Raw genomic sequence first — 20,621 nt, 5'->3', positions numbered from 1 at the left:
TATTGATTATGTCCTGTTATTTGTCTTCCTACTGGCTGTTCATTCCACCTGTCTGAATGCCCTGCTTTTCTTCCTGGAAATCATTTTTGATGTTGGATTTCACCTTTTGGAATTGCTTCTTGGTGTTGCCGAATTTCCAGGTGAGTGTGAGGCTGATCTGGCGCAGAGGCACCTTTACCGTCATATTCTGTACATAGTCTGAACCCACAGTTTTCTGCTTGATGTTGAGCTTGTCATCGGTTGGTGTGAGGAACATCAGACTCAAGTCCAGCTTATCCTTGACGATGGATTTGGAGAGGGTGGAGTAGAAGAATGACATTCCGCTCTGATAGCCTTGCAGGTTGTGCTGTTTGCTCTGAATGATACTTCCTATTGTCCATTGCAACTCCCAAGGAAGTGTCTGTTGCAGATTGATCATCGTACTGCTGTTCCAGCCATGATTCTTCCATCCCAATACTTCACTTCGCAAATCATTGTAGCTCAGACTCTCGTTCAGCATCAATCTCGTCTTCTTGAACACCAGCCAGTTGGCAAAGACATTCAGACTGGCGTTGCGGGTTTTCGAAACATTGCCGTAGGTGGTGTTGAGCAGGTTGTCTGCATCGATGAACGAATACTGCTCTATCTGGTTGTTGCAGAATCCGTAGCCCAGAGTTGTACTCAGAATGAATCGTGGATTGTAATAATTAAATACCATGTTCACCTGATGCGACTTCACCACGTCGAGGTCTGTATTACCATAGCTAATGGCGGTAGGATTACTGCGGTCAACATAAGGGTTGAGGTAGGTAATTCCCGGACGGGTGATGCGCATGCTGTAGTTCACACCGAGATTCATGCCTGGAGCGATGGCGTAAGAGATGCTGGCGCTCGGTACGAGATTGCCGTAATCTTTATCAAAATCATCACCCTTACCCTGTTCAAACTTCACTTTCTCCCAGGTCTGTTCGTATCGGGTTCCCAGCATGGTTCCTATCTTTCCGAAGTTTCCCTTCCATTCAGCATAGGCGGCAAGAATGTTCTGGGTGTTCTTATACTCCATACTGTTGGCAGGGTTCAGCGTCTCTGTTTTATCTGCCGCCACATCGTAGTAGCGTGAATTGCTTCTGTTGATGCGGGCTATGTATTTGGCTCCGAAATTCAGGCGCTGGGTGGCGCTGAGCGAATGGGTAAAATCTGCCTGGAAAGTATGTTCTGTGCCGCGCATCTTGCTCTTCGAGAGTAGGTCGTTGAGCTGGAGAGCCGTTACATGGCTGATGTCGTCGTAGAACGTATAGTTGTCAGTGTGAGATGGGTTGGTGCTGAAGAGATAGCTGAGAATGAGGTAGTTCGTGCGCTCCTTGTTGAAAAATCGCTGATAATCGATGCTTCCGTTGAAGGAGGTATTGCCCAGATTCTGTTTCATCTCATTGCCATATTCGAATCCTTTGCCATAGATTCCGCCTGTCATCTTTGTGAGTGGATGGCCTGTAATTTTCTGGTTGAAGGTGGTCAGTCCTGTCGTAGCGCTGATGCTGCTCAGCGAGTCGAGTTCGTAGCTCAAACTGATGTTGCCCATAGAGAAAGGCTGCTTCATATCCGAATTCTGGTAATAGTTCATCGTGCTGCCATCCTTCTGGAATCGGTCGAAGGAGATGGTGGTTCCATCCATGCGCTGATGATTGTACATTCCGTTGGCACTATAGGTGAGCTTGCCCTGCTGGCCGCTGATGAAGGCGGAGATGCGCTGTGTCTGGTTGCCGGCAGCTGCACTGATGTTGCCATTATAGCCATTGCTGAAGTCGTTGCCTCCGGCTCCATTCACTGCTTGCTTGTTGAGTACGATGTTGAGCACGCCGCCCGTACCTTCAGCATCATATTTGGCTCCCGGATTGGTGATTACTTCTATGTTTTTTACCATAGTTGCCGGCATTGCCTTGAAAATCTGCGAAGGGTTGGCAGAGAACATCGGATTCGGCTTTCCATCCACATACACTTTGAAACTAGATGAACCGTTCACGGTGATATTGTCCTGTCCATCTACCGTAACCATCGGCACCTTGCGCAGCATGTCGAGAACGGTAGAGGCCTTGGCGTCAGCATCCTGCTGCACGTTGTAGGTCATCTTGTCGGTCTCCATTTTTACCAGAGGTTTCGAGGCAACCACGGTAACGCTTGCCAGGTCGAAGTCCTTCCATATCGAGTCGTTTTTCTCGACATCACTCTGTGCGAAACTTTCGAGTGAGCAGACGAGCAGGGTGCTCATCAATATCAATGATTTCTGTTTCATATTCTTCCCTTTTCTTATTCTTTTTAAGTTCATGCGCCTTTCTTTTGTAGATTGGCGATGCAAAGATAAGGTGTTTTCTTGAAACAGCAATGAATGGGAGAGGGGTTTAACCCAACAATAACCTACTGGCTCATCCGGTTAACGTAGAGATAACATTTGTATGGCAAAAATGCAGCAAAAAAAGCAAATTGTAACAGAAACATTCGTTTATCTCGAATTTTATTTGTAATTTCGCACCAAAATCAAAAATAAGGACATTTATGAATAAACTGATTCTGAAAACAACAAAAAGCGGACTGCTGGCAGCTGCCCTGATGGCTTCAATCTCTGCCAGTGCCGAAACTATAGAGGTGAAAACGCTGAAATATGCAGGCCCCTATGCCGTAGCACAGCCTTGGATGGCTGACAGTGTGAACATCAAGGGCGAAGCGTTCGACCTTAAGCAGCTGCTCGATTCGCCACTGTCTTTCACCTTATTAAATAAGGGCAAGGAGGTGAGTGCAGCCCAACTCCTTGCCGACAAGCAGCAGGATGCGCTCCATCTGGCTTCTTTCTGCGTATCTAACACCCAGCGCACTAAAGCAACCATTGCGGTAGAAGGATTGGAGCAATACCGCCTGTTCGTAGACGGCGAACAGGTAGCGGTGAACGGCGATAAGGCTGAAACCATCCTGACTCCTTCGCAGCATACAGTTGTCATCAAATATCTTACCCGGAAGAATGCATCTGCTGATAAGAAATCTATCAAGTTGACCGTAACCGCAGCCAACGGTGCTCCGCTTTCTGTAGGCGATGCGACGGTAAAGCGTACCTATAACATCTATGATGTGATTTGTGCGCCCAACTATCCGAGTGTTTCTATCTCACCAAACGGAAAGTTTATTGTAGTTCGGAAAACCTGGGTAGATAGAAAAGGTAATAACCATAGCATTAATGAATTGCGCAACTATCAGACTAACAGAGTGATGGCTACATTTGAGGAAAGCGTAAAATGGATGCCTGCAAGCAATAAACTGTATTTCACCCAGAAGGCGAGCGACAGCAGTATTGCCGGAGAAGAAAAGCAGGATGGCACATTGCAGCTCATCACCATCAATCCGCTGACGATGGAGCGCGAAGTGCTGGCAAGCCATCTTCCTGAAGGCTGGTTCCAGTTTACACCCGATGAAAAAACGCTCATCTATACGCTCACTACTGAAGGCAGAAAAAAGGATCCGCAAGTTTATGATGTAAAAGAACCGGAAGACAGACAGCCTGGTTGGCGCGAGCGTAGCAATCTCGCCAAATATGATCTTGCATCGGGCATTCTCCAGCCGCTTACCTTCGGTTACCACAACATCTATCTGATGGATATTTCTGCCGATTCGCGTTATCTGCTGATAGGAAAGGAAGAGGAGCGACTCACTAAGCGTCCTACAACCCTGACATCATTCTACCGCCTGGATTTGGGCAGTATGAATGCATCTTCAGCCACAACGCCAAAGGTAGAAACCCTGATAGAAAAGGGCGAATTTCTGAACAGCGCCCAGTTCTCGCCGGATGGCAAGAGCATTCTCGTGAGCGCTTCGCCGGAAGCTTTCAACGGCATAGGAAAGAATGTGGAAGAAGGACAGACACCTAGCATGATCGACACCCAGCTCTATCTGATGACCTTGTCGGATAAGAAGGTTCGTCCGCTGACCAAGGATTTCAATCCGAATGTGCAGAGTGTGGATTGGAGTAAGGCAGATGGCAACATCTACTTCACGGCAGAAGATAAGGATTGCGTGCATCTCTTCCAGCTCAATCCGAAATCGGGTAAGTTTACGCTTCTCAAGACTCCTGAAGAGTACATCAAGAGTTTCTCGCTTGCATCTTCTGCAGCAGAAATGGCTTTCTCCGGTCAGAGTGCATCCAATGCTGACCGACTCTATAAGATGAATACGAAGGCGCTGAAATCGCAATTGGTTGACGATTTGAGTGCGCGCGAGTTGAAGGATGTTGAACTGGGCGAATGCAAGGCTTGGAATTTTGTCAATTCAAGAGGCGACACCCTTTGCTGCCGTTACTATCTGCCACCTCATTTTGATGCTGCTAAGAAGTATCCGATGATAGTGAACTATTATGGCGGTTGCAGTCCTACGAGCCGCATGTTCCAGAGCCGTTATCCTCATCATGTTTATGCGGCAATGGGCTATGTAGTACTGGTTGTGAATCCTAGTGGAGCTACCGGATTCGGTCAGAAATTCTCAGCCCGCCATGTAGATACGGCAGGCGAGGGAGTGGCTGAAGACATCATCTCCAGCACCCAGGCTTTCTGTGATGAGCATGCTTTCGTAAACCGTAAGAAGATAGGCTGCATCGGCGCCAGCTACGGCGGATTCATGACTCAGTATCTTCAGACCAAGACCGACCTCTTTGCTGCTGCCATCTCTCATGCAGGCATCAGCGACCACACCAGCTATTGGGGTGAGGGCTATTGGGGCTACAGCTACAGCGAAGTTTCTATGGCGAACGAATATCCTTGGACCAACAAGCATCTCTTTGTAGATCAGAGTCCGCTCTATAATGCCGACAAGATTCATACTCCGCTGCTGTTTGTTCACGGCACGGCTGATAATAATGTGCCTGTGGGCGAGAGTATCCAGCTCTATACAGCGCTGAAACTCCTTGGCCGTCCTACGGCGATGGTATTGGTAGATGGTCAGGATCATCACATCATCGACTACGAGAAGCGACTGAAATGGCAGAACACCATCTTTGCCTGGTTTGCCAAGTGGTTGCAGGACGATGCTTCCTGGTGGACGGAAATGTATGGTGATGAAAAGATGTAGTTGAAGCTTCGGCAGAAATGCCAGCTTCAGTCTCTATCAAAATAAGAAAAGAGATTATGTTCCTGTAAGTCGGGAATATAATCTCTTTTCTTTTATATGTTTATTTCTTGCAGTTTAGCGTGATAAGCAGAGAAATCATGGCGAAGGCGATTCCTACGATGCAGACACCTAGCCAGTCGGCTTGCGTCCAGACGTATCCGGCACAGAAAGTGCCTAGCGAACCACCGATGAAATAGCTGGTCATGAAAATGGTGTTGGCGCGGTTGGAAGCCTGCGGAATCTCCTGCAGACAACCACTCTGATTGCTGAGCTGCTGACATTGCAGACCGATGTCAACCAGGATGATGGCTGCGATGAGTCCGGCGTAAGTGTTGCCGAAAAGCAAGGCTATTGCCCAGGCGATGATCTGCATTCCTGCTCCGAACAGATTGAATTTTCGAATGCCAAACCTAGGAATCAGTTTTCCAACACCACTGGCAGCAACGGCTCCCATGATTCCGCAAAGTCCGAGCATTCCTACCATATCACTTCCTGCGCTGAAAGGTGGCTGCGCCAGATGGAACGCCAGACAAGACCATATTGCCATCATACTGCCGAACCCGAAGGCTGCACGGGTGGAATAGATGCGGATAGAAGAATGGAAAAAGAAAATTTCTGCTATCGTGGTCATCAGCCCTCGGTAGGTTCCTACATAGTTGCGCTTCATTTCAGGCATCATCAGCAGCATGATTCCCATGCAAAACACCATCACGAAAGCAGCTATGATAAACATCTCCCGCCATCCCAGCCATTCGCCGATGTAACCGCTGATTACTCGTGAGGCAAGAATGCCCGTCAGCAGTCCGGAGAGTACAATGCCCATATTCCTGCTCTTGTTCTTGGGCTCCGAAAACTGTCCGGCTATCGGAATGAAGAACTGCGGAATCACCGAACAGGCGCCAATCAGCAGTGAAGCTCCCCAGAGCATCCAAACGTTTTGCGCTGCAGCCATCACGATAGCCATCAATGCAGCAATGGTCATATTGACAAGGATGAGTTTCTTGCGCGAAAGCATGTCGCACAAGGGAATGAGGAAGAATAAGCCCAGCGCATAACCTATCTGGGTAATGACGGTGATGAGGTTAGCCTTCTGCTCGGTAATATCCAGGTCGTGGCGGATGAGTTCGAGAAGCGGCTGATTGTAGTAGCAGTTGGCTACGGTGAGTCCTGCGACGATAGCCATCATCAGAAGAATGCTGCGGGGAATGCCCTGATTTTCTTTTAGCTGTATCATTTTCTGTCTGTTTGTTTCTTTGTTTTGAGTGCAAAGTTACGAAAAAATTCTCGGCAATCAAAGTTTTTGGGAACGATTTCTTGGGAAAATATTCTCTCTCATGCAGAAAATCTTCTTTCTCATGCAGAAAAAGTTTCTGTTCTTTCCCTCTCGCGCGTACCTTATTATATGTATATAGTGCTGCTCTGAAGAGGTGTTGGCGCGCACCCTTGTTACGCTAAAAACACCGAAAAGTGTTAAAATTAGGCTGTTTCCGAGCACATTAAAAACTTTAACCTTTGTTAGCATTTTGTAAGTGGCTGATTTTTAGCGATTTGTAATTTTATTACAAAATCACCTAAAAAAAAATCGCAAAAAAAAGAACAACGTATCAAAAAAATGCTTACCTTTGCATCGTTCAAAAGAACAAATGATTGTTTTACAGATTTTAAAAAAGCAAAGAAAATGAAGAAATTAGTTTTTATGTTCGTAGCTATCGCAGCTATCTCTTTCGCATCATGTGGTAACAAAACAGCTCAGAACACAGCTTCTGCTGATTCTGACACAGCTCAGGTAGATACAACTGCTGCTGACACTGCTGCTGCTGATACAGCTGCTGCTGATTCTGCTAAGTAATTTGAAATTACTTGCGAACGAAAAATGAGAGAAACAACCGCTGGACTTCGGTCTAGCGGCTTTTTCGTTTTATAGAGACTATGTTTCATTTTTTTAGGTTACCTTTTAGAATATTAGAAAAGATAATTTATGATAGATTCAAGTGCCTTCCAAGGTAAAAAGGCAGCTTACTATACGCTAGGCTGCAAACTCAACTTCTCTGAAACTTCCACTTTTGGCAAAATGCTCGAAGATATGGGCGTCATTACTGCTAAAAAGGGGGAGAAAGCTGATATTTGTCTGATTAACACCTGCTCGGTAACAGAAGTTGCCGATCATAAATGCCGTCAGGCTATCCACCGGATGGTGAGAAACAATCCGGGTGCATTCGTTATCGTGACGGGCTGTTATGCGCAGCTCGAATCTGAGAATGTCAGCAAGATAGAGGGTGTAGATCTCGTGTTGGGTGCTAACGAGAAGGCGCACTTGATTCAATATCTCAGCGATGCATGGGCGCAGAAATTTGCCCAGGAAAACGGATTGACTGCTCAGTCCCCTCAGAACGGCGATGCGGTAACTCCTCAGAACGTCGATACGGAAAGTTCTCAGAACGGCGATGCTGCGGCTCTTCATCAGCATTATAGCGTGAAGACGAAGGAAATCAAGACCTTCCAGCCTTCTTGCTCGCGTGGCAACCGTACCCGTTATTTCCTGAAGGTGCAGGACGGCTGCAATTATTATTGCACCTATTGCACCATTCCATTTGCCCGAGGCAATTCGCGCAACCCAAGCATCCAGTCGCTTGTGGCTCAATGTGAGCAGGCGGCTGCTGAAGGCGGTAAGGAAATCGTCATTACCGGTGTGAATATCGGTGATTTCGGTCAGACTACCCACGAGCGATTCATCGACCTTGTCAAGGCGATGGATCAGGTAGAAGGAATCAAGCGTTACCGCATTTCGAGTCTGGAGCCTGATCTCTGTGATGATGATCTCATAGAGTATTGTGCCCAGAGCCGTGCTTTTATGCCTCATTTCCATATTCCTCTGCAGAGCGGAAGCGATGAGGTGCTCAAGCTGATGCACCGCCGTTACGACAAGGCGCTCTTTGCCCACAAGGTGAATCTTATCAAGGAGAAAATGCCTGATGCGTTTATCGGTGTTGATGTGATGGTGGGCTGTCGCGGCGAAACTCCGGAGTGTTTTGAAGAATGCTATGAGTTCCTGAAGAGTCTGCCTGTTACCCAGCTTCATGTCTTCCCTTATTCTGAGCGTCCGGGCACGGCTGCCTTGAAGATTCCGTATGTGGTTGACGAGAAGGAGAAGAAGAAGCGCTCCAAGCGACTGTTGGAGTTGAGCGATCAGAAGACGCAGGAATTCTATGCCCAATACATCGGTACTGAGGCTGAGGTTCTCTTCGAAAAGGCGCCAAGAGGCAAGGCAATGCATGGATTCACCAAGAACTATATCCGCGTAGAACTTTCGCCGGCTCTCGCCAAGGAAGAATACGACAACCAACTTATCAAGGTTCGCCTGGGTGATTTCAATCACGATAAGACGGCGCTGAAGGGAGAGCTTCTTTAGTTGATAGTTTATAGTAAATAGGGCTTGTTGATAGTTTATAATTAATAGTTTATAGTTAATAGGGCTAAGTAAAAAGGGTTAATCGTAAAGTTCAAAGTCCAATGTATTACAACGATTTTGGAACATGGATCCGGAAGCAGTTTCCTGATTTCCGTGTTCAGAAGATTTCGATAGACGCGGGATTCTCCTGTCCTAACAGAGATGGAAGGATTTCGAGTGGCGGATGTACGTATTGCGACAACCGCACCTTCAATCCGAGCTATTGCGACCGGAAAAAGTCGATTACTGAACAGCTGGAGGAGGGAAAGGCTTTCTTCAGCAGGAAGTATCCTGATATGAAATATCTGGCTTATTTCCAGGCTTATACCAATACATACGCCAGGGTGGAGCAACTGAGGCAGATGTATGAAGAGGCTCTTGAGGTGGAAGATGTGGTGGGAATCGTTATCGGAACCCGTCCGGATTGTGTGAGCGATGAATTGCTCGATTATCTGGAAGAACTGAACCGCCGAACCTTCGTGCTGGTGGAATATGGCATTGAGAGTGCCAATGATGAAACCTTGAAACGCATCAACCGCGGACATGATTTTGCCTGTTGCCGTAGTGCCGTAGAGCGTACTCATGCCAGGGGAATCCTTACGGGCGGCCACATCATCATCGGCTTGCCGGGAGAAGATGCGGAAGAAAGTCTGCGCCAGGCTCCTCTCATCTCTTCCTTGCCGCTTGATATTCTCAAGATTCATCAGATGCAGATTATCAGGGGCACCCGGCTGGCACAGGAATATGCTGAGCATCCCTTCCATGTTTACACGGTAGAGGAATATATTGATGTCATCGTGAAATACATCCGTCTGCTCAGAAAGGATTTGGTGCTGGAGCGCTTCGTCAGTCAGTCTCCCAAAGAACTGCTGGTTGCTCCCAAATGGGGACTCAAGAACTATGAGTTTACCAATCTCCTGAATAACAGATTAAAGAGTTTACAATAAATATGGCAAAAGTAGCAATCGTTATATTAAACTGGAATGGACAGAAGATGCTGGCAAAGTATCTTCCGAATGTCATCGAATATTCCCGTCAGGATGCTGAAATCTGGGTGGCAGACAATTCTTCTTCTGATGGTTCGATGCACCTTCTGGAGACTCAGTTTCCTCAGGTGAAGACCATCGTGCTGGAGCAGAATTTCGGCTTTGCTGAAGGCTATAACCGTGCCTTGAAGCAGATTGATGCAGAATATTACGTGCTCCTGAATAGCGATGTGGAGGTTTCGCATCATTGGCTTACACCGCTCATCGAGTTTATGGATTCGCATCAGCAGGTGGCTGCCTGCCAGCCTAAGTTGCTTGCCGAATACGATAAGGACAGCTTTGAGTATGCTGGCGCTTGCGGCGGATTCCTCGACAAATACGGCTATCCGTTCTGTCGCGGCCGCATCTTTGATACGGTAGAGCGCGATAACGGGCAGTATGATTACCAGCAGGAAATATTGTGGGCTACGGGTGCCTGTATGATGATCCGCTCAAAGGATTATTGGACTGCTGGCGGTTTAGACGGCCGTTTCTTTGCTCATAATGAAGAGATAGATCTTTGCTGGCGCTTGCGTCTGATGGGCAGAAAAATCTACTGCATTCCTGAGAGTGAGGTTTATCATGTGGGTGGTGGAACCCTGCCGAAAAGCAATCCGATGAAGACTTATCTGAATTTCAGAAATAATTTAACCATGCTTTATAAGAATCTGAGTGATACGGAGTTGGCTCATGTGATGCGTATGCGCAGATTCCTGGATTACCTTGCTGCTTTCGAGACATTGGTTCTGAATCGCAACTGGGGTGACTTCAAGGCTATCTTCAAGGCGCGTAGGGCTTTCAAGGCATGGAAACATGAGTTTGACGAAGATCGCAGAAAGATACAGGCGGGCAGGGTGAAGGAGGAGATTCCGCAGGTTTACAATCTCTCTATCATCTGGCAATATTACGCCAAGGGCAAGAAACTCTTCTCGCAGTTGTAGACTATTAATAAACAAACTTAAAAATAAAATCTATGAAGAAAAAACAAATGATGATGGCGCTGGTTTCGCTGATAGTTCTGTCAGCCCAGGGGCAGGTTAATTTCCAGGTGTCGGTTTCCAATCCTTCCAAGGTGGCAAGAACCGATGCTCCGGTGGTGGTAGATCTCAGCAAGTTGGGAGCTATTGGTGACATTCAGCGCGCTGTAGTAACCGTTGACGGTAAGGAGATTCCTTCACAGCTCGACGACATCAACCGCGATTGTACCAACGATGAACTCTGTTTCCTTGCCGATTTGGGCAAGAAAGAAACCAAGACCTATCAGGTGCACCTCTATCGTGAGGGCGAGCAGGCACAGTATCCGGCTCGTACCTTTGCCGAACTCTGTCTGCCAAGCAGAAACAGGAAGCTGGCTAAGAACAGGCAGGATATTTATCTGCGTAGCATCTCGTTTGATAAGAAGACCAAGGACCCTTATCACTACGTCCATTCTCATGGCATCTGTTTCGAAAGCGAACTGATTGCCATGCGTGTTTATTTCGACCATCGTCAGACCATCGACCTTTATGGCAAAATCAACAAGGGACTGGTGGTTCAGGATACGCAGTTCTATCCTTCAGAAGAGCAGATTCAGGCTGGTTCGGGCGATGATTGCCTCTGGGTAGGCAATACCTACGGACTGGGTGCGCTCCGTGGCTGGGACGGTAAAGACCAGGTGCTGTTCAACAACGTGAAATACCAGGAGCAGTGCGTCATTTCAGAAGGTCCGCTCCGTGCCATCGTCGAGGTAGTGGATAAGGGTTGGGTTCCGGCTCCGGGCTTGAAGCCTGTCAATGCCACCATCCGTTACACCATCTATGCCGGTCATCGCGATTTCGATGTAGATGTATTCTTCAACAAGGATGTTTCTGATTATCAGTTTGCTACAGGACTCATTAACGTAAAGGGTTCCAGCGAATTTGCTGATGGCAAGGGATTGCGAGGCTGTTACGGCAGCGACTGGCCAACAGGCAAGGACGATGGAAAGCACAAGCTGGAGACCGTAGGCTTGGGCATTTATGTGCCACAGTCAGCCCTGGTTAGTCAGCAGCCAGCCAATAAGGATTGCTATACTCAGGTGGTGAAACCTGCAGGCAGCCAGCTCAGTTATAAGCTTGCTTATACCAGTGCCAACGAAACCTATGGTTTCAAGGGCGAGAAGGAGTGGTATGAGTGGTTGAAAGCCTGGAAGAAGCAGATAGAAGAGCCGGTTCAGGTTTCAGTTTCTGTCATCATCCGATAAGCAGAAAACTGCGCAAATAGTCAGCAATGAGCAAAAAAGCCTTACGTTTTGCTCATTGCTGGCTATTTTGCAAACAAATTTAAGAGAAAAACCCATTTTTTTTGCGAATGCGTATGATTTTTTAGCAAAAAAGCTTGGTAATTTAAATAATTTTTAGTATTTTTGCAGTCGTAACTCGAAGATTTGTAAATTATCGTGAAAAGTTTTTTTAATTATATAGTCATATTAGCAATAGTGCTTCTCAGTTCGGCCTGCGAGTTTAAGTTCAAGCCGAACGAGGAAGGAGAGGCTGTGCCCCTGTCAGTACAGCGTTACGACCGATTGGAAAGCAGATATCTTACTACCGGTGATTTCTCAGCCCTGCAGCAGATGAACACCGATTACCCGATAGAAACCCGTACGCTGATAGAGAAAATGCTTCAGCTTGGCACCATTACCGACGCCAATATCAGCAACCGTTTCCTCATGTTCTATCAGGATTCTACCCTGCAGGCACTTATTGCCGATGCTGAGGCAGAATTTGCCAATATGGAAGACATCAACGAACAGCTGAAATCTGCCTTCTCACGTCTGAACAGTTGGATTCCGGAGCTCCAGCAGCCTTGTTTCTATGCCCAGATTGGCGCTCTCGACCAGAGCATCGTAGTAGGAGAACACTCAGTAGGAATTTCGCTCGATAAATACATGGGCGAAAACTATCCGCTCTACAAGAAATTCTATACGCCGCAGCAGCGTAGCACCATGTCGCGCCAGTATATTGTGCCAGATTGCCTTACCTTCTATCTGCTGAGCATCTTTCCGATGGATCAGTTCGACACCCGTCCGCAGCTCGACCGCGATCTGCACATGGGCAAGATTATGTGGGCTGTAAACAAGGCGATGGGCAAGGAGATTTTCAAGACCAAGTATGTGAATACAATCAACGCTTATGTAAAGCGCAACCCTAAAGTAACGGTAAAACAACTGCTCAAGGACGAAGATTATTCGCCTATAGAGGCATTACATAAAGATTAACACATGAAAAGATTTCCAGTTTTTATTGCAACTGTCATGATGGTTTCAGCAATGCAAGCTGCAGATAAACTCGACCTGAAGGCCATTACCTCCGGCGAGTTTGCTGCCTCTTATGTTACCGGTATTAACCCTATTGATGGCACCGATTTGTACGCTTCTATCAGCAATGATGGCAAGCAGGTTATCAGTTATTCGTTCAAGACGGGCAAGCAGATGAGCATCCTCTTCGATGTGAGCGCAGTCAAGGCTCCCTTCGAACAGATTGAGGGTTATGTAATCAGTCCTGATGGCAAGAAATTGCTTATCATGACCCATCGCGAGGCTATCTACCGCCGCTCGTTCAAGGCTGAGTATTTCGTATATGATATTGCTAAGAAGAGTTTGAAGAAGCTTTCCCAGGGTGTTAACCAGCAGGTGGCTACCTGGTCGCCTGATTCACGCCACATCGCCTTCGTAAAGGATAACAATCTCTTTGTTACCGATGGAGATAAGGAAACCCAAATTACCCGCGACGGTAAGTTCAACGAGGTAATCAATGGTATTCCTGATTGGGTTTACGAAGAGGAATTCAGCTTCAACCGCGCCTTTGCATGGAATGCGGATGGAACTGCCATCGGATGGATACGCTTCGACGAATCGCACGTAAAGACTTATTCTCTGCAGATGTTTGAAGGTTCTCATCCTACCCATAGCGAGTATCACGACTATCCGGGAGAGTATTCCTATAAATATCCTAAGGCAGGACAGGACAACTCTAAGGTGAGCCTCTGGAGCTATGATATGAAGAACGGCAAGACCGTGGCGCTCGATGTGCCTGTAGATTCCGACGGCTATTATCCACGCATCAAGACATCGCCAGACGCCAACAGTCTGATTGTCTATACGATGAACCGCCATCAGGACGACATGCGCCTCTATGCAGTCAATCCTTTCACCGGCAAGAGCAGGATGCTCATCAAGGAGAGTGTGCCTAAGTTTGTAAAGGAAGAGGTGATTGAAAACAGCATCGTGGGCAAGAAGAACATCCTGCTTCCTAGCGACCGCGACGGCTTCATGCATCTCTATCTCTATGATATGAACGGCAAGCTCCTGCGCCAGGTAGAGAAGGGCAACTATGATGTTACCTCTATCTACGGAATGGATGAGAAGACGGGCGATGTTTATTTCCAGGCTGCTAAGCTCAATGCGCACGACCGCCAGGTTTACGTGGCTCATAAGAACGGAAAGGTGGAGCGGCTTACCGATGCGGCTGGTTCCAACTCGGCTAACTTCTCGGGCGATTACCGCTATTTCGTCAACACCTGGAGCAGCTACAGCCATCCTTATGTCTTCACCGTACGCAGCAACAAGGGCAAGCTCATCAAGACATTGGAAGACAACAAACAGCTGCTCGAAAAGACACGGAAGTATAATTGGGGCAAGCGCGAGACTTTCTCTTTCACCACTTCCGAAGGTGTGAAACTGGACGGCTGGATGGTGAAGCCTGTAGATTTCGACGCCAGCAAGAAGTATCCTGTCATCCTCTTCCAGTATTCCGGTCCGGGCAACCAGCAGGTGCTCGATTCATGGAGCACGGGCAGTATGGGCAATGGCGGTGCTTTCGATTATTATCTTGCACAGGAAGGATTCATCATTGCCTGCGTAGATGGTCGTGGAACAGGCGGTAGAGGAGCTGAGTTTGAGAAGTCTACTTATCTCCGTCTGGGCGATTTAGAGTCGAAAGACCAGGTTGAGACAGCTCTCTACATGGGTTCTCTGCCTTATGTAGACAAGGATAATATCGGCATTTGGGGCTGGAGCTATGGTGGTTTCAATACGCTGATGAGTATGAGCGAGGGCCGTCCTGTGTTCAAGGCAGGTGTGGCTGTGGCTCCTCCTACCTGCTACCGCTTCTATGATTCGGTTTATACTGAGCGCTACATGCGCACTCCTAAGGAGAACGAAGAGGGTTACAAGGTGAACCCTATCGAGCGGGTAAAGCAGCAGCATGGTGCGTTGCTTATCTGTCACGGATTGGCAGATGACAATGTGCATCCGCAGAATACCTTCGAATATGCTGAGGCGTTGGTTCAGGCAGACAAGGACTTCAAGACCCTGTGGTACACGAACCGTAATCACGGCATTTCGGGTGGCAATACCCGTAACCATCTGCTTCGCCAGATAGCTAACTGGTTCAAGCAGAACCTGAAGTAGAAAATGATATGATATAAAAAAGTGAAGCCATTCCCGGCTGAAAGGGAATGGCTTCTTCATTTAATGTTCTCCTTATTACTTTGCAGAGTAAGGATAGTTTGATTTCTTATTCAGTTTTAGCGCCTTTTCTGCGCTCTTCTTTCTTGGCTTTCTTAGCCTTCTTCACTTTTACCTCTTCAACCTCTTCATCGTTTGGCTGAACAGATGAAAAATGAAAATCAGTAGAGTTGATGGTCTTCACCTGATAAGGGCTAGGCGCATCGTTCATCTGCTGTCCGTTCTTTGCCTTCTTAGCCTTTGGCTTCTGAACGTATCTTGCATAGAGTTTGTTCCATTTCTTTTCAGCCTTCTTCTGGTTGAAGTCAAACATCACGATACACGTGCGGTTGCCGGCACCTTTCTGCTCCAGATAGTCGCGCAACTGGTATGAATAGTTCTCGCGGCTTACCAGAAACTTGTTCTTGCGGGTGAAATAGGCAGAATCAACCTTCTGAACGTCTGTGAAATAGACTGTAGAGTCATTAAACGACGAGGCAAATCCAAAGATGTATGCAGTCTTAACTTCGTTCTTGGCTGATGCAGAGAGCGAGCTGAAACATGCTAATGCAATAGATGCTAATGCAATTTTTGTAATTTTCATTTCTTTTTCTGTCTTATTTTGTTTTGTGCTGTCTGCCCCATCAGTCTGCAGGATCTTTCCTTATCCCAGATAGGACTTCAGCAGTTTATCTGTCGTACTGTTCCGGAGTCGCCTTATCGTTTTTTCCTTGATCTGGCGTACTCTTTCCCTGGTGAGATGATACTTGGTTCCGATTTCTTCAAGCGTCAGTTCAGGTGTTCCTATGCCATAGAAGGCAGCAATGATTTTCTGGTCTTTGTCCGGCAGCGTCTTGAGCAGTCTTTCTATTTCAGCTCTCAGCGACTCTGTCAGCAGTTCATTGTCGGTCGGATCATCCGAATTGGCCATCAGGTCGAGCATGCTGCCATCTTCATCATCAGAAAAAGGAGCATCCACGCTCAGGTGGCGACTTGTCGATGTAGCCTTCATGGCGTTCTCTATCTTGTCTTCCGGCAAGTCTACGCGGTCAGCCATTTCATCTACACTCGGTTTGCGTTCAAATTCCTGTTCGAACTTACTCATCTCTCTGTTAATCTTGTTAACGCTTCCCACCTGGTTTTGCGGAAGGCGCACAAGTCTGCTCTGCTCGGCTATGGCCTGCAGAATGCTCTGGCGAATCCACCATACGGCGTAAGAGATGAACTTAAAGCCTCGGGTTTCATCAAACTTCTGTGCGGCTTTGATAAGCCCCACATTTCCTTCGTTGATAAGATCAGGCAAACTGATCCCGTGGTTCTGGTATTGTTTGGCAACAGACACCACGAAACGGAGATTGGCTTTTGTTAATCTCTCCAATGCCCTACGGTCACCTTTTCTTATACGCTGAGCGAGCTCCACCTCTTCATCTGTAGAGAGCAGCTCCTCATGAGCAATATCTTGAAGATATTTTTCTAACGATGCGCTTGCGCGATTCGTAATTGATTGAGTAATTTTTAATTGTCTCATGCTGGCATCAAATTTTAAGTAGTTGCAAAAATACACTTTTTTGTTTAAATACCAAAAAAAATAGTAGATATTTTTCAGAAATACCTACTATTTTATTGTTTTTTGTCTGTTTCTTGAGTTTTTGGCAGTAAAAATGCCTTTTTCACTACTCAATCATGAGACGTTTCTCTTAAAACTCTTACCCTTAGTCTTTCTGCAGCGGAACAGCGAAGTAAGCCTTCTTGCCTGTTGGCCATATACCCTGAATGTAGAGCACTGGGTCCTTGCTGGTAGAAGCACTCTTTACAGCCTTCTGCAGGTCATCAATCGTATTGATGTTGTTGTCGTTGATGCGCTGGATGATGAAACCGCGTGAAATGCCACCATCCTTCAGGGCGCCGCTGTTCACCTTCATCACCTCTACACCATACTTGATGTTGAGCTGGTTCTTCTGGCTCTCTGTAATAGGGCGGAAGCTGCCACCGAGCACGTCGAGGTCGGCACTCTTGATAACCGAAGTATTACCCTGGGCATTCTTCAGCGTGATGGTCTTGGTGCTTGCCTTCTTGTTGCGCAGGTAGGTGATGCTCATCTTGTTGCCAGGGCGCTTGCCGTTCAGGATTTCCTGCAGCTCAGCCATCTTGGTCACCTTCTTGCCGTCAACCTTGGTAATCACGTCACCTTCCTTCAGTCCTGCCTCAGCACCGTTGCCGTCTTCATCAACCTTGGCAATGTAAACACCCTCGTTGGTTCCCAGGTTCACTTCCTTGCCGTTCTCCTTCTGGGCGTTGATATAGTTCAGCACATCGCTTCCCTGTATGCTCAGCATCACGCGCTGTACGCTGCCGTATTTCTTCAGGTCGTCTACCACCTTGTTCATGATAGAGGTAGGGATGGCGAAACCGTAGCCGGAGTAAGAACCGGTCTGTGAATAGAGCATGGCGTTGATGCCTACCAGTTCGCCCTGGGTGTTGACGAGTGCACCGCCCGAGTTACCTGCATTGATGGCAGCATCGGTCTGGATGAAACTCTCTACACCGTTGGCACCGAGCGAACGTGCCTTGGCAGAGATAATGCCGGCTGTAACCGTATTGTTCAGTCCGAATGGGTTGCCCACGGCGATGACCCATTCACCCACCTTCACCTTGTCGCTGTCGGCGATAGGCAGGGTAGGCAGGTTCTTGCCGTCTACCTTGATGAGGGCGAGGTCGGTAGTCTTGTCGGTTCCGATGATGCGAGCCGAGAATTCACGGTTGTCGTTCAGCGTTACGGTCAGCTCGTCAGCACCTTCTACCACGTGGTTGTTGGTAACGATGTAGCCGTCCTGACTGATGATGACGCCCGAACCGGTAGCCTCTCTCTTTGGAGTCTGCACTTTCTGCTTGCGTGTTCCTCCGTTGCCCTGTCCCGGGTTGCCGAAGAAGCCGAACGGGTCGAAGAAACCTCCGAATGGGTCGTCCTGCACATCTACCGTCTTCACCTTCGAGTTCTGTACGTATTTAATATGTACTACAGCAGGCAGCGCCTTCTCGGCAGCATAGGTTAAGTCTACGGGCTGACCTGCTGGCGCAGCGGTAGCTGCAGGTGTAGCATTTACTTTCATGAAAGCACCGGCTGAAAATGCGAGCGAACCAACGCAGAGCACAGCCACAACATAATTACTTAATTTTTTCATGTCTCTTATTTTTTTTATTGTTTACTTTTCTTTTCCTTGGAACTGCAGCAGCTAATATCATGCCAAAAGTCAGCTTGCCATGCACCGCTCTGTTTTCCGGTTGCAAATATAGGGTCATTTTTTGAGATACGCTTCATTCTCTGCATAAATTTATTCCGTTTTAACATTTTAAATTAACACTTTAACGGCTATTAAACAAGAAATGCCCTAAATTCACAAATATTTGAATGTGAACATGAAAAAGATAGTTTTGTATATGAAACTATCTTTTGTTAATTATTGAATATCTGTTAAAAGATAGAGGCTCAAAAACTCGGTTTAACCGGGGGGAAGAGTGAAAATAGCCTTGCGAATAACTAATGATGCATAAAAAAGTGAGGAATCGTGCGATAGTATCAAAAGTTTTTTGTACTTTTGCATGTCGAAAGCAGTGCTCCGGTCTGTCGCTGGCATCTTTCAGGTGCGAGAGGAAAGTCCGGGCAGCATAGGGCATCCCACTTCCGAAACTAGAAGCTATTGGTGACAGTAGGTGTCGGTAGAAGAAAATAACCGCTTTCACTTATCCCGTTTGTCCAGTCTGGGGTGGTGAGAGTAAGGGTGAGAAGGTGGTGTAAGAGACCACCAGCTGGCGGGTGATCGTCAGGCTGTGCCATCTGGGAGCTGTAAGCTCATGTATACCGCAGATTGAGGGCGGCTCGTCCGATTGCCTTCGGGCTGCTGTGGAGGGTAGAGTGCTTGAGCCCAAGGGTGACTTTGGGACTAGATAAATGACAGACGTTCTTATTTTCAATAGGAACACAGAACTCGGCTTACAGGGGCACTGCTTTTCTTTTCTTTTTCAGCATCGCAGCCTTTATATATAATTAAGGTATAAGATGCATTCATTTTAAACGATTTTAAAAACTAGCAAGATTATGAAACTCAGAGAACCGGAAAAGCAGATATTAGATGATTTCGAACATAAGGTAACGGGCAAGATAGCGAAATATGGCAATGAGCCCGATTTCCCAAAGTTTGAGAACTATGGCATTACCCGCATGGAGCTGGATGATTATCTTTTCGATAAGCAGGCGATACTCGACATGGGTGGTTCCAAGCGCAGCCAGCTCACTATCGGCGGTTTCATCACCGTCCTCCCCGTACTGGTGCTGTCCTGTTTCCCGGATAAGTCACCCGTCTACGACAACGGCAAGATGCTCGCTACGGTCATAGCCGTCATCATCGGTCTGCTGCTGGCGTGTTTTGTCAAGGCACTTCTCCAGATGATCATCGCCTATCGCGTGAACCATCATAAGGAGCCTAAGATGGAGACCTTCATCAAGGCAGTCCTCTTCTACGAGAAGCGGTCGTAACTGTAAACTGTAAATAATAAACTATAAACTATAAGTAGTATGACATTACCAGACTTTATGGACTATAAGGACAAGTTCACCCAGCGTGCATTTGTCGAGAAGATTTCGCATGTTGCCAAACGTGCCGGTGCCAAGATGGTTTATACAGCGCTCATTCTCTATTATACGTTAGAGAGTGACAAGGTTTCGCTGAAGGACAAGGCTCTGATCGTAGGTGCCTTGGGTTATCTCATCAGTCCGCTCGATGTGATTCCAGACGCCATACCTATTGCCGGTTTGGGTGATGACCTGGCTGTATTGCTGTTTGTGCTCAAGAAAGTTTGGGGTGAGGTTTCAGAAGATGTAAAAGCAAAGGCTCAGGACAAGTTGAAGAAGTGGTTTGATGAAGATGAGATTCCATCAGCCGATGACCTCTTGAAGGATTCAGCCACCGATACTCCAGTCTGAAAATGATAATGACCGGAAATGACCATGACCGGAAGAGCGGTGAACTTGTCGGCTCTCGAATAAACACTACCATGTGAGGTGATGTGCTTGGCAAACTTCTCGATGGGCATGATGTCAGTGTACTGTGAGATGGCGAAAGCATTCTGCTTCTCAGTCTTCACGAGTTCCAGGTCCTTTGGGTCAGGATTCTTGCCCTCCTTCTTCGCCTGGTTGATTTCCAGAAGATTTGCGTTCACGCTACGCATTACGATGCTGTAATTAATCATAGTCGTTTATAGTATGTTTAGAGTCCTTTGTTTTGCAACTCCCCAGAACGCCCCGTTCCTGCCGTTTTCGGGGTCTTCATTGATGACCGGCGCCTGCCATCATTTATGGCCCGTGTTGGTCTTAATAGAAGACCCGAGCAAGGCACAAAAGGCTGTTCTTTCGATTGCCGGTGCAAAGGTACGAAGATTTTCGGTAACCGCCAAATTTAAGCATGTGATAAGGAGCGATTTTCAGCAACTTACGATTTGAAAGTTAGTTATGAAGAATAAATTCTATGTTTTATGGGGCGCATCTCTATGTTTTAGCGGCATAGAA

At 47.2% G+C, this 20,621-nt stretch carries 16 protein-coding genes and 1 other RNA gene; 11 read left to right on the top strand and 6 right to left on the bottom strand.

Annotation, left to right across the window (positions count from 1 at the left end):
• Positions 1-28 precede the first annotated feature (28 nt).
• Positions 29-2,269 carry an outer membrane beta-barrel family protein gene (locus KUA48_RS03765; RefSeq protein ID WP_218432752.1) on the bottom strand — a complete coding sequence of 747 codons (2,241 nt, stop codon included), beginning with the start codon at positions 2,267-2,269 and terminating at the stop codon, positions 29-31.
• 260 nt (positions 2,270-2,529) lie between these two features.
• On the opposite strand from KUA48_RS03765, the gene KUA48_RS03760 reads away from it, so the two are divergent.
• Entirely contained in the window at positions 2,530-5,082 is a 2,553-nt protein-coding gene (locus tag KUA48_RS03760; protein ID WP_218432753.1) for a prolyl oligopeptidase family serine peptidase, read from the top strand.
• 100 nt (positions 5,083-5,182) lie between these two features.
• Here KUA48_RS03760 and KUA48_RS03755 read toward each other — a convergent pair whose 3' ends face one another.
• Complete coding sequence (locus tag KUA48_RS03755; RefSeq protein ID WP_218432755.1) at positions 5,183-6,355, bottom strand: MFS transporter; 1,173 nt, start codon at positions 6,353-6,355, stop codon at positions 5,183-5,185.
• Between the two features lie 444 nt (positions 6,356-6,799).
• Between KUA48_RS03755 and KUA48_RS03750 the strand changes: the two genes are divergently transcribed.
• The 7 genes from KUA48_RS03750 to KUA48_RS03720 all read left to right on the top strand — a co-directional run bounded on the left by KUA48_RS03750 (position 6,800) and on the right by KUA48_RS03720 (position 15,022).
• On the top strand, positions 6,800-6,970 hold the full coding sequence (locus tag KUA48_RS03750; RefSeq protein WP_022122035.1) for a hypothetical protein: 171 nt from the start codon (positions 6,800-6,802) through the stop codon (positions 6,968-6,970).
• 129 nt (positions 6,971-7,099) lie between these two features.
• Positions 7,100-8,530, top strand: a complete 1,431-nt coding sequence (mtaB, locus tag KUA48_RS03745; RefSeq protein WP_218432759.1) for a tRNA (N(6)-L-threonylcarbamoyladenosine(37)-C(2))-methylthiotransferase MtaB — start codon at positions 7,100-7,102, stop codon at positions 8,528-8,530.
• Between the two features lie 101 nt (positions 8,531-8,631).
• Positions 8,632-9,516 (top strand): TIGR01212 family radical SAM protein, encoded by an 885-nt coding sequence (locus KUA48_RS03740; RefSeq protein ID WP_118191749.1) that lies wholly within the window; start codon positions 8,632-8,634, stop codon positions 9,514-9,516.
• 2 nt (positions 9,517-9,518) lie between these two features.
• Positions 9,519-10,535 (top strand): glycosyltransferase family 2 protein, encoded by a 1,017-nt coding sequence (locus KUA48_RS03735; RefSeq protein ID WP_218432760.1) that lies wholly within the window; start codon positions 9,519-9,521, stop codon positions 10,533-10,535.
• 32 nt (positions 10,536-10,567) lie between these two features.
• Positions 10,568-11,815, top strand: a complete 1,248-nt coding sequence (locus tag KUA48_RS03730) for a DUF4861 domain-containing protein (RefSeq protein ID WP_218432761.1) — start codon at positions 10,568-10,570, stop codon at positions 11,813-11,815.
• Between the two features lie 234 nt (positions 11,816-12,049).
• Positions 12,050-12,829, top strand: coding sequence for a gliding motility protein GldB (locus tag KUA48_RS03725; RefSeq protein ID WP_228114679.1), 780 nt, complete (start codon positions 12,050-12,052; stop codon positions 12,827-12,829).
• A gap of 3 nt (positions 12,830-12,832) precedes the next feature.
• Complete coding sequence (locus KUA48_RS03720; RefSeq protein ID WP_153073221.1) at positions 12,833-15,022, top strand: S9 family peptidase; 2,190 nt, start codon at positions 12,833-12,835, stop codon at positions 15,020-15,022.
• A 106-nt stretch (positions 15,023-15,128) separates the two neighbouring features.
• On the opposite strand, the gene KUA48_RS03715 is transcribed toward KUA48_RS03720, so the two are convergent.
• From KUA48_RS03715 to KUA48_RS03705, 3 genes are all read right to left on the bottom strand, one after another.
• Positions 15,129-15,662 carry a hypothetical protein gene (locus KUA48_RS03715; protein ID WP_153094101.1) on the bottom strand — a complete coding sequence of 178 codons (534 nt, stop codon included), beginning with the start codon at positions 15,660-15,662 and terminating at the stop codon, positions 15,129-15,131.
• 60 nt (positions 15,663-15,722) lie between these two features.
• Positions 15,723-16,586, bottom strand: a complete 864-nt coding sequence (locus KUA48_RS03710; protein WP_215652704.1) for an RNA polymerase sigma factor RpoD/SigA — start codon at positions 16,584-16,586, stop codon at positions 15,723-15,725.
• A gap of 184 nt (positions 16,587-16,770) precedes the next feature.
• Entirely contained in the window at positions 16,771-18,240 is a 1,470-nt protein-coding gene (locus KUA48_RS03705) for a Do family serine endopeptidase (RefSeq protein WP_118254090.1), read from the bottom strand.
• A 427-nt stretch (positions 18,241-18,667) separates the two neighbouring features.
• Between KUA48_RS03705 and rnpB the strand changes: the two genes are divergently transcribed.
• From rnpB to KUA48_RS03690, 3 genes are all read left to right on the top strand, one after another.
• Positions 18,668-19,068: RNase P RNA component class A (gene rnpB, locus KUA48_RS03700), an RNA gene on the top strand.
• Positions 19,069-19,154: 86 nt separating this feature from the next.
• Positions 19,155-19,592, top strand: a complete 438-nt coding sequence (locus KUA48_RS03695; RefSeq protein WP_006847472.1) for a hypothetical protein — start codon at positions 19,155-19,157, stop codon at positions 19,590-19,592.
• Between the two features lie 39 nt (positions 19,593-19,631).
• Positions 19,632-20,039: a YkvA family protein gene (locus KUA48_RS03690; RefSeq protein WP_153073225.1), complete on the top strand. Its 408-nt coding sequence runs from the start codon at positions 19,632-19,634 to the stop codon at positions 20,037-20,039.
• Here the strand turns inward: KUA48_RS03690 and KUA48_RS03685 are convergent.
• Positions 19,949-20,305 (bottom strand): hypothetical protein, encoded by a 357-nt coding sequence (locus KUA48_RS03685; RefSeq protein ID WP_256624445.1) that lies wholly within the window; start codon positions 20,303-20,305, stop codon positions 19,949-19,951. The two genes, KUA48_RS03690 and KUA48_RS03685, sit on opposite strands and share 91 nt — an antisense overlap.
• Positions 20,306-20,621: the final 316 nt, after the last annotated feature.

The sequence above is a fragment of the Segatella copri genome, from assembly GCF_019249795.2.
In the GTDB taxonomy this organism is placed as follows: Bacteria; Bacteroidota; Bacteroidia; order Bacteroidales; family Bacteroidaceae; genus Prevotella; species Prevotella copri_B.
The sequence above is the reverse complement of the archived record's forward strand: the minus strand, read 5'-3'. Positions and strand labels throughout refer to the sequence as shown.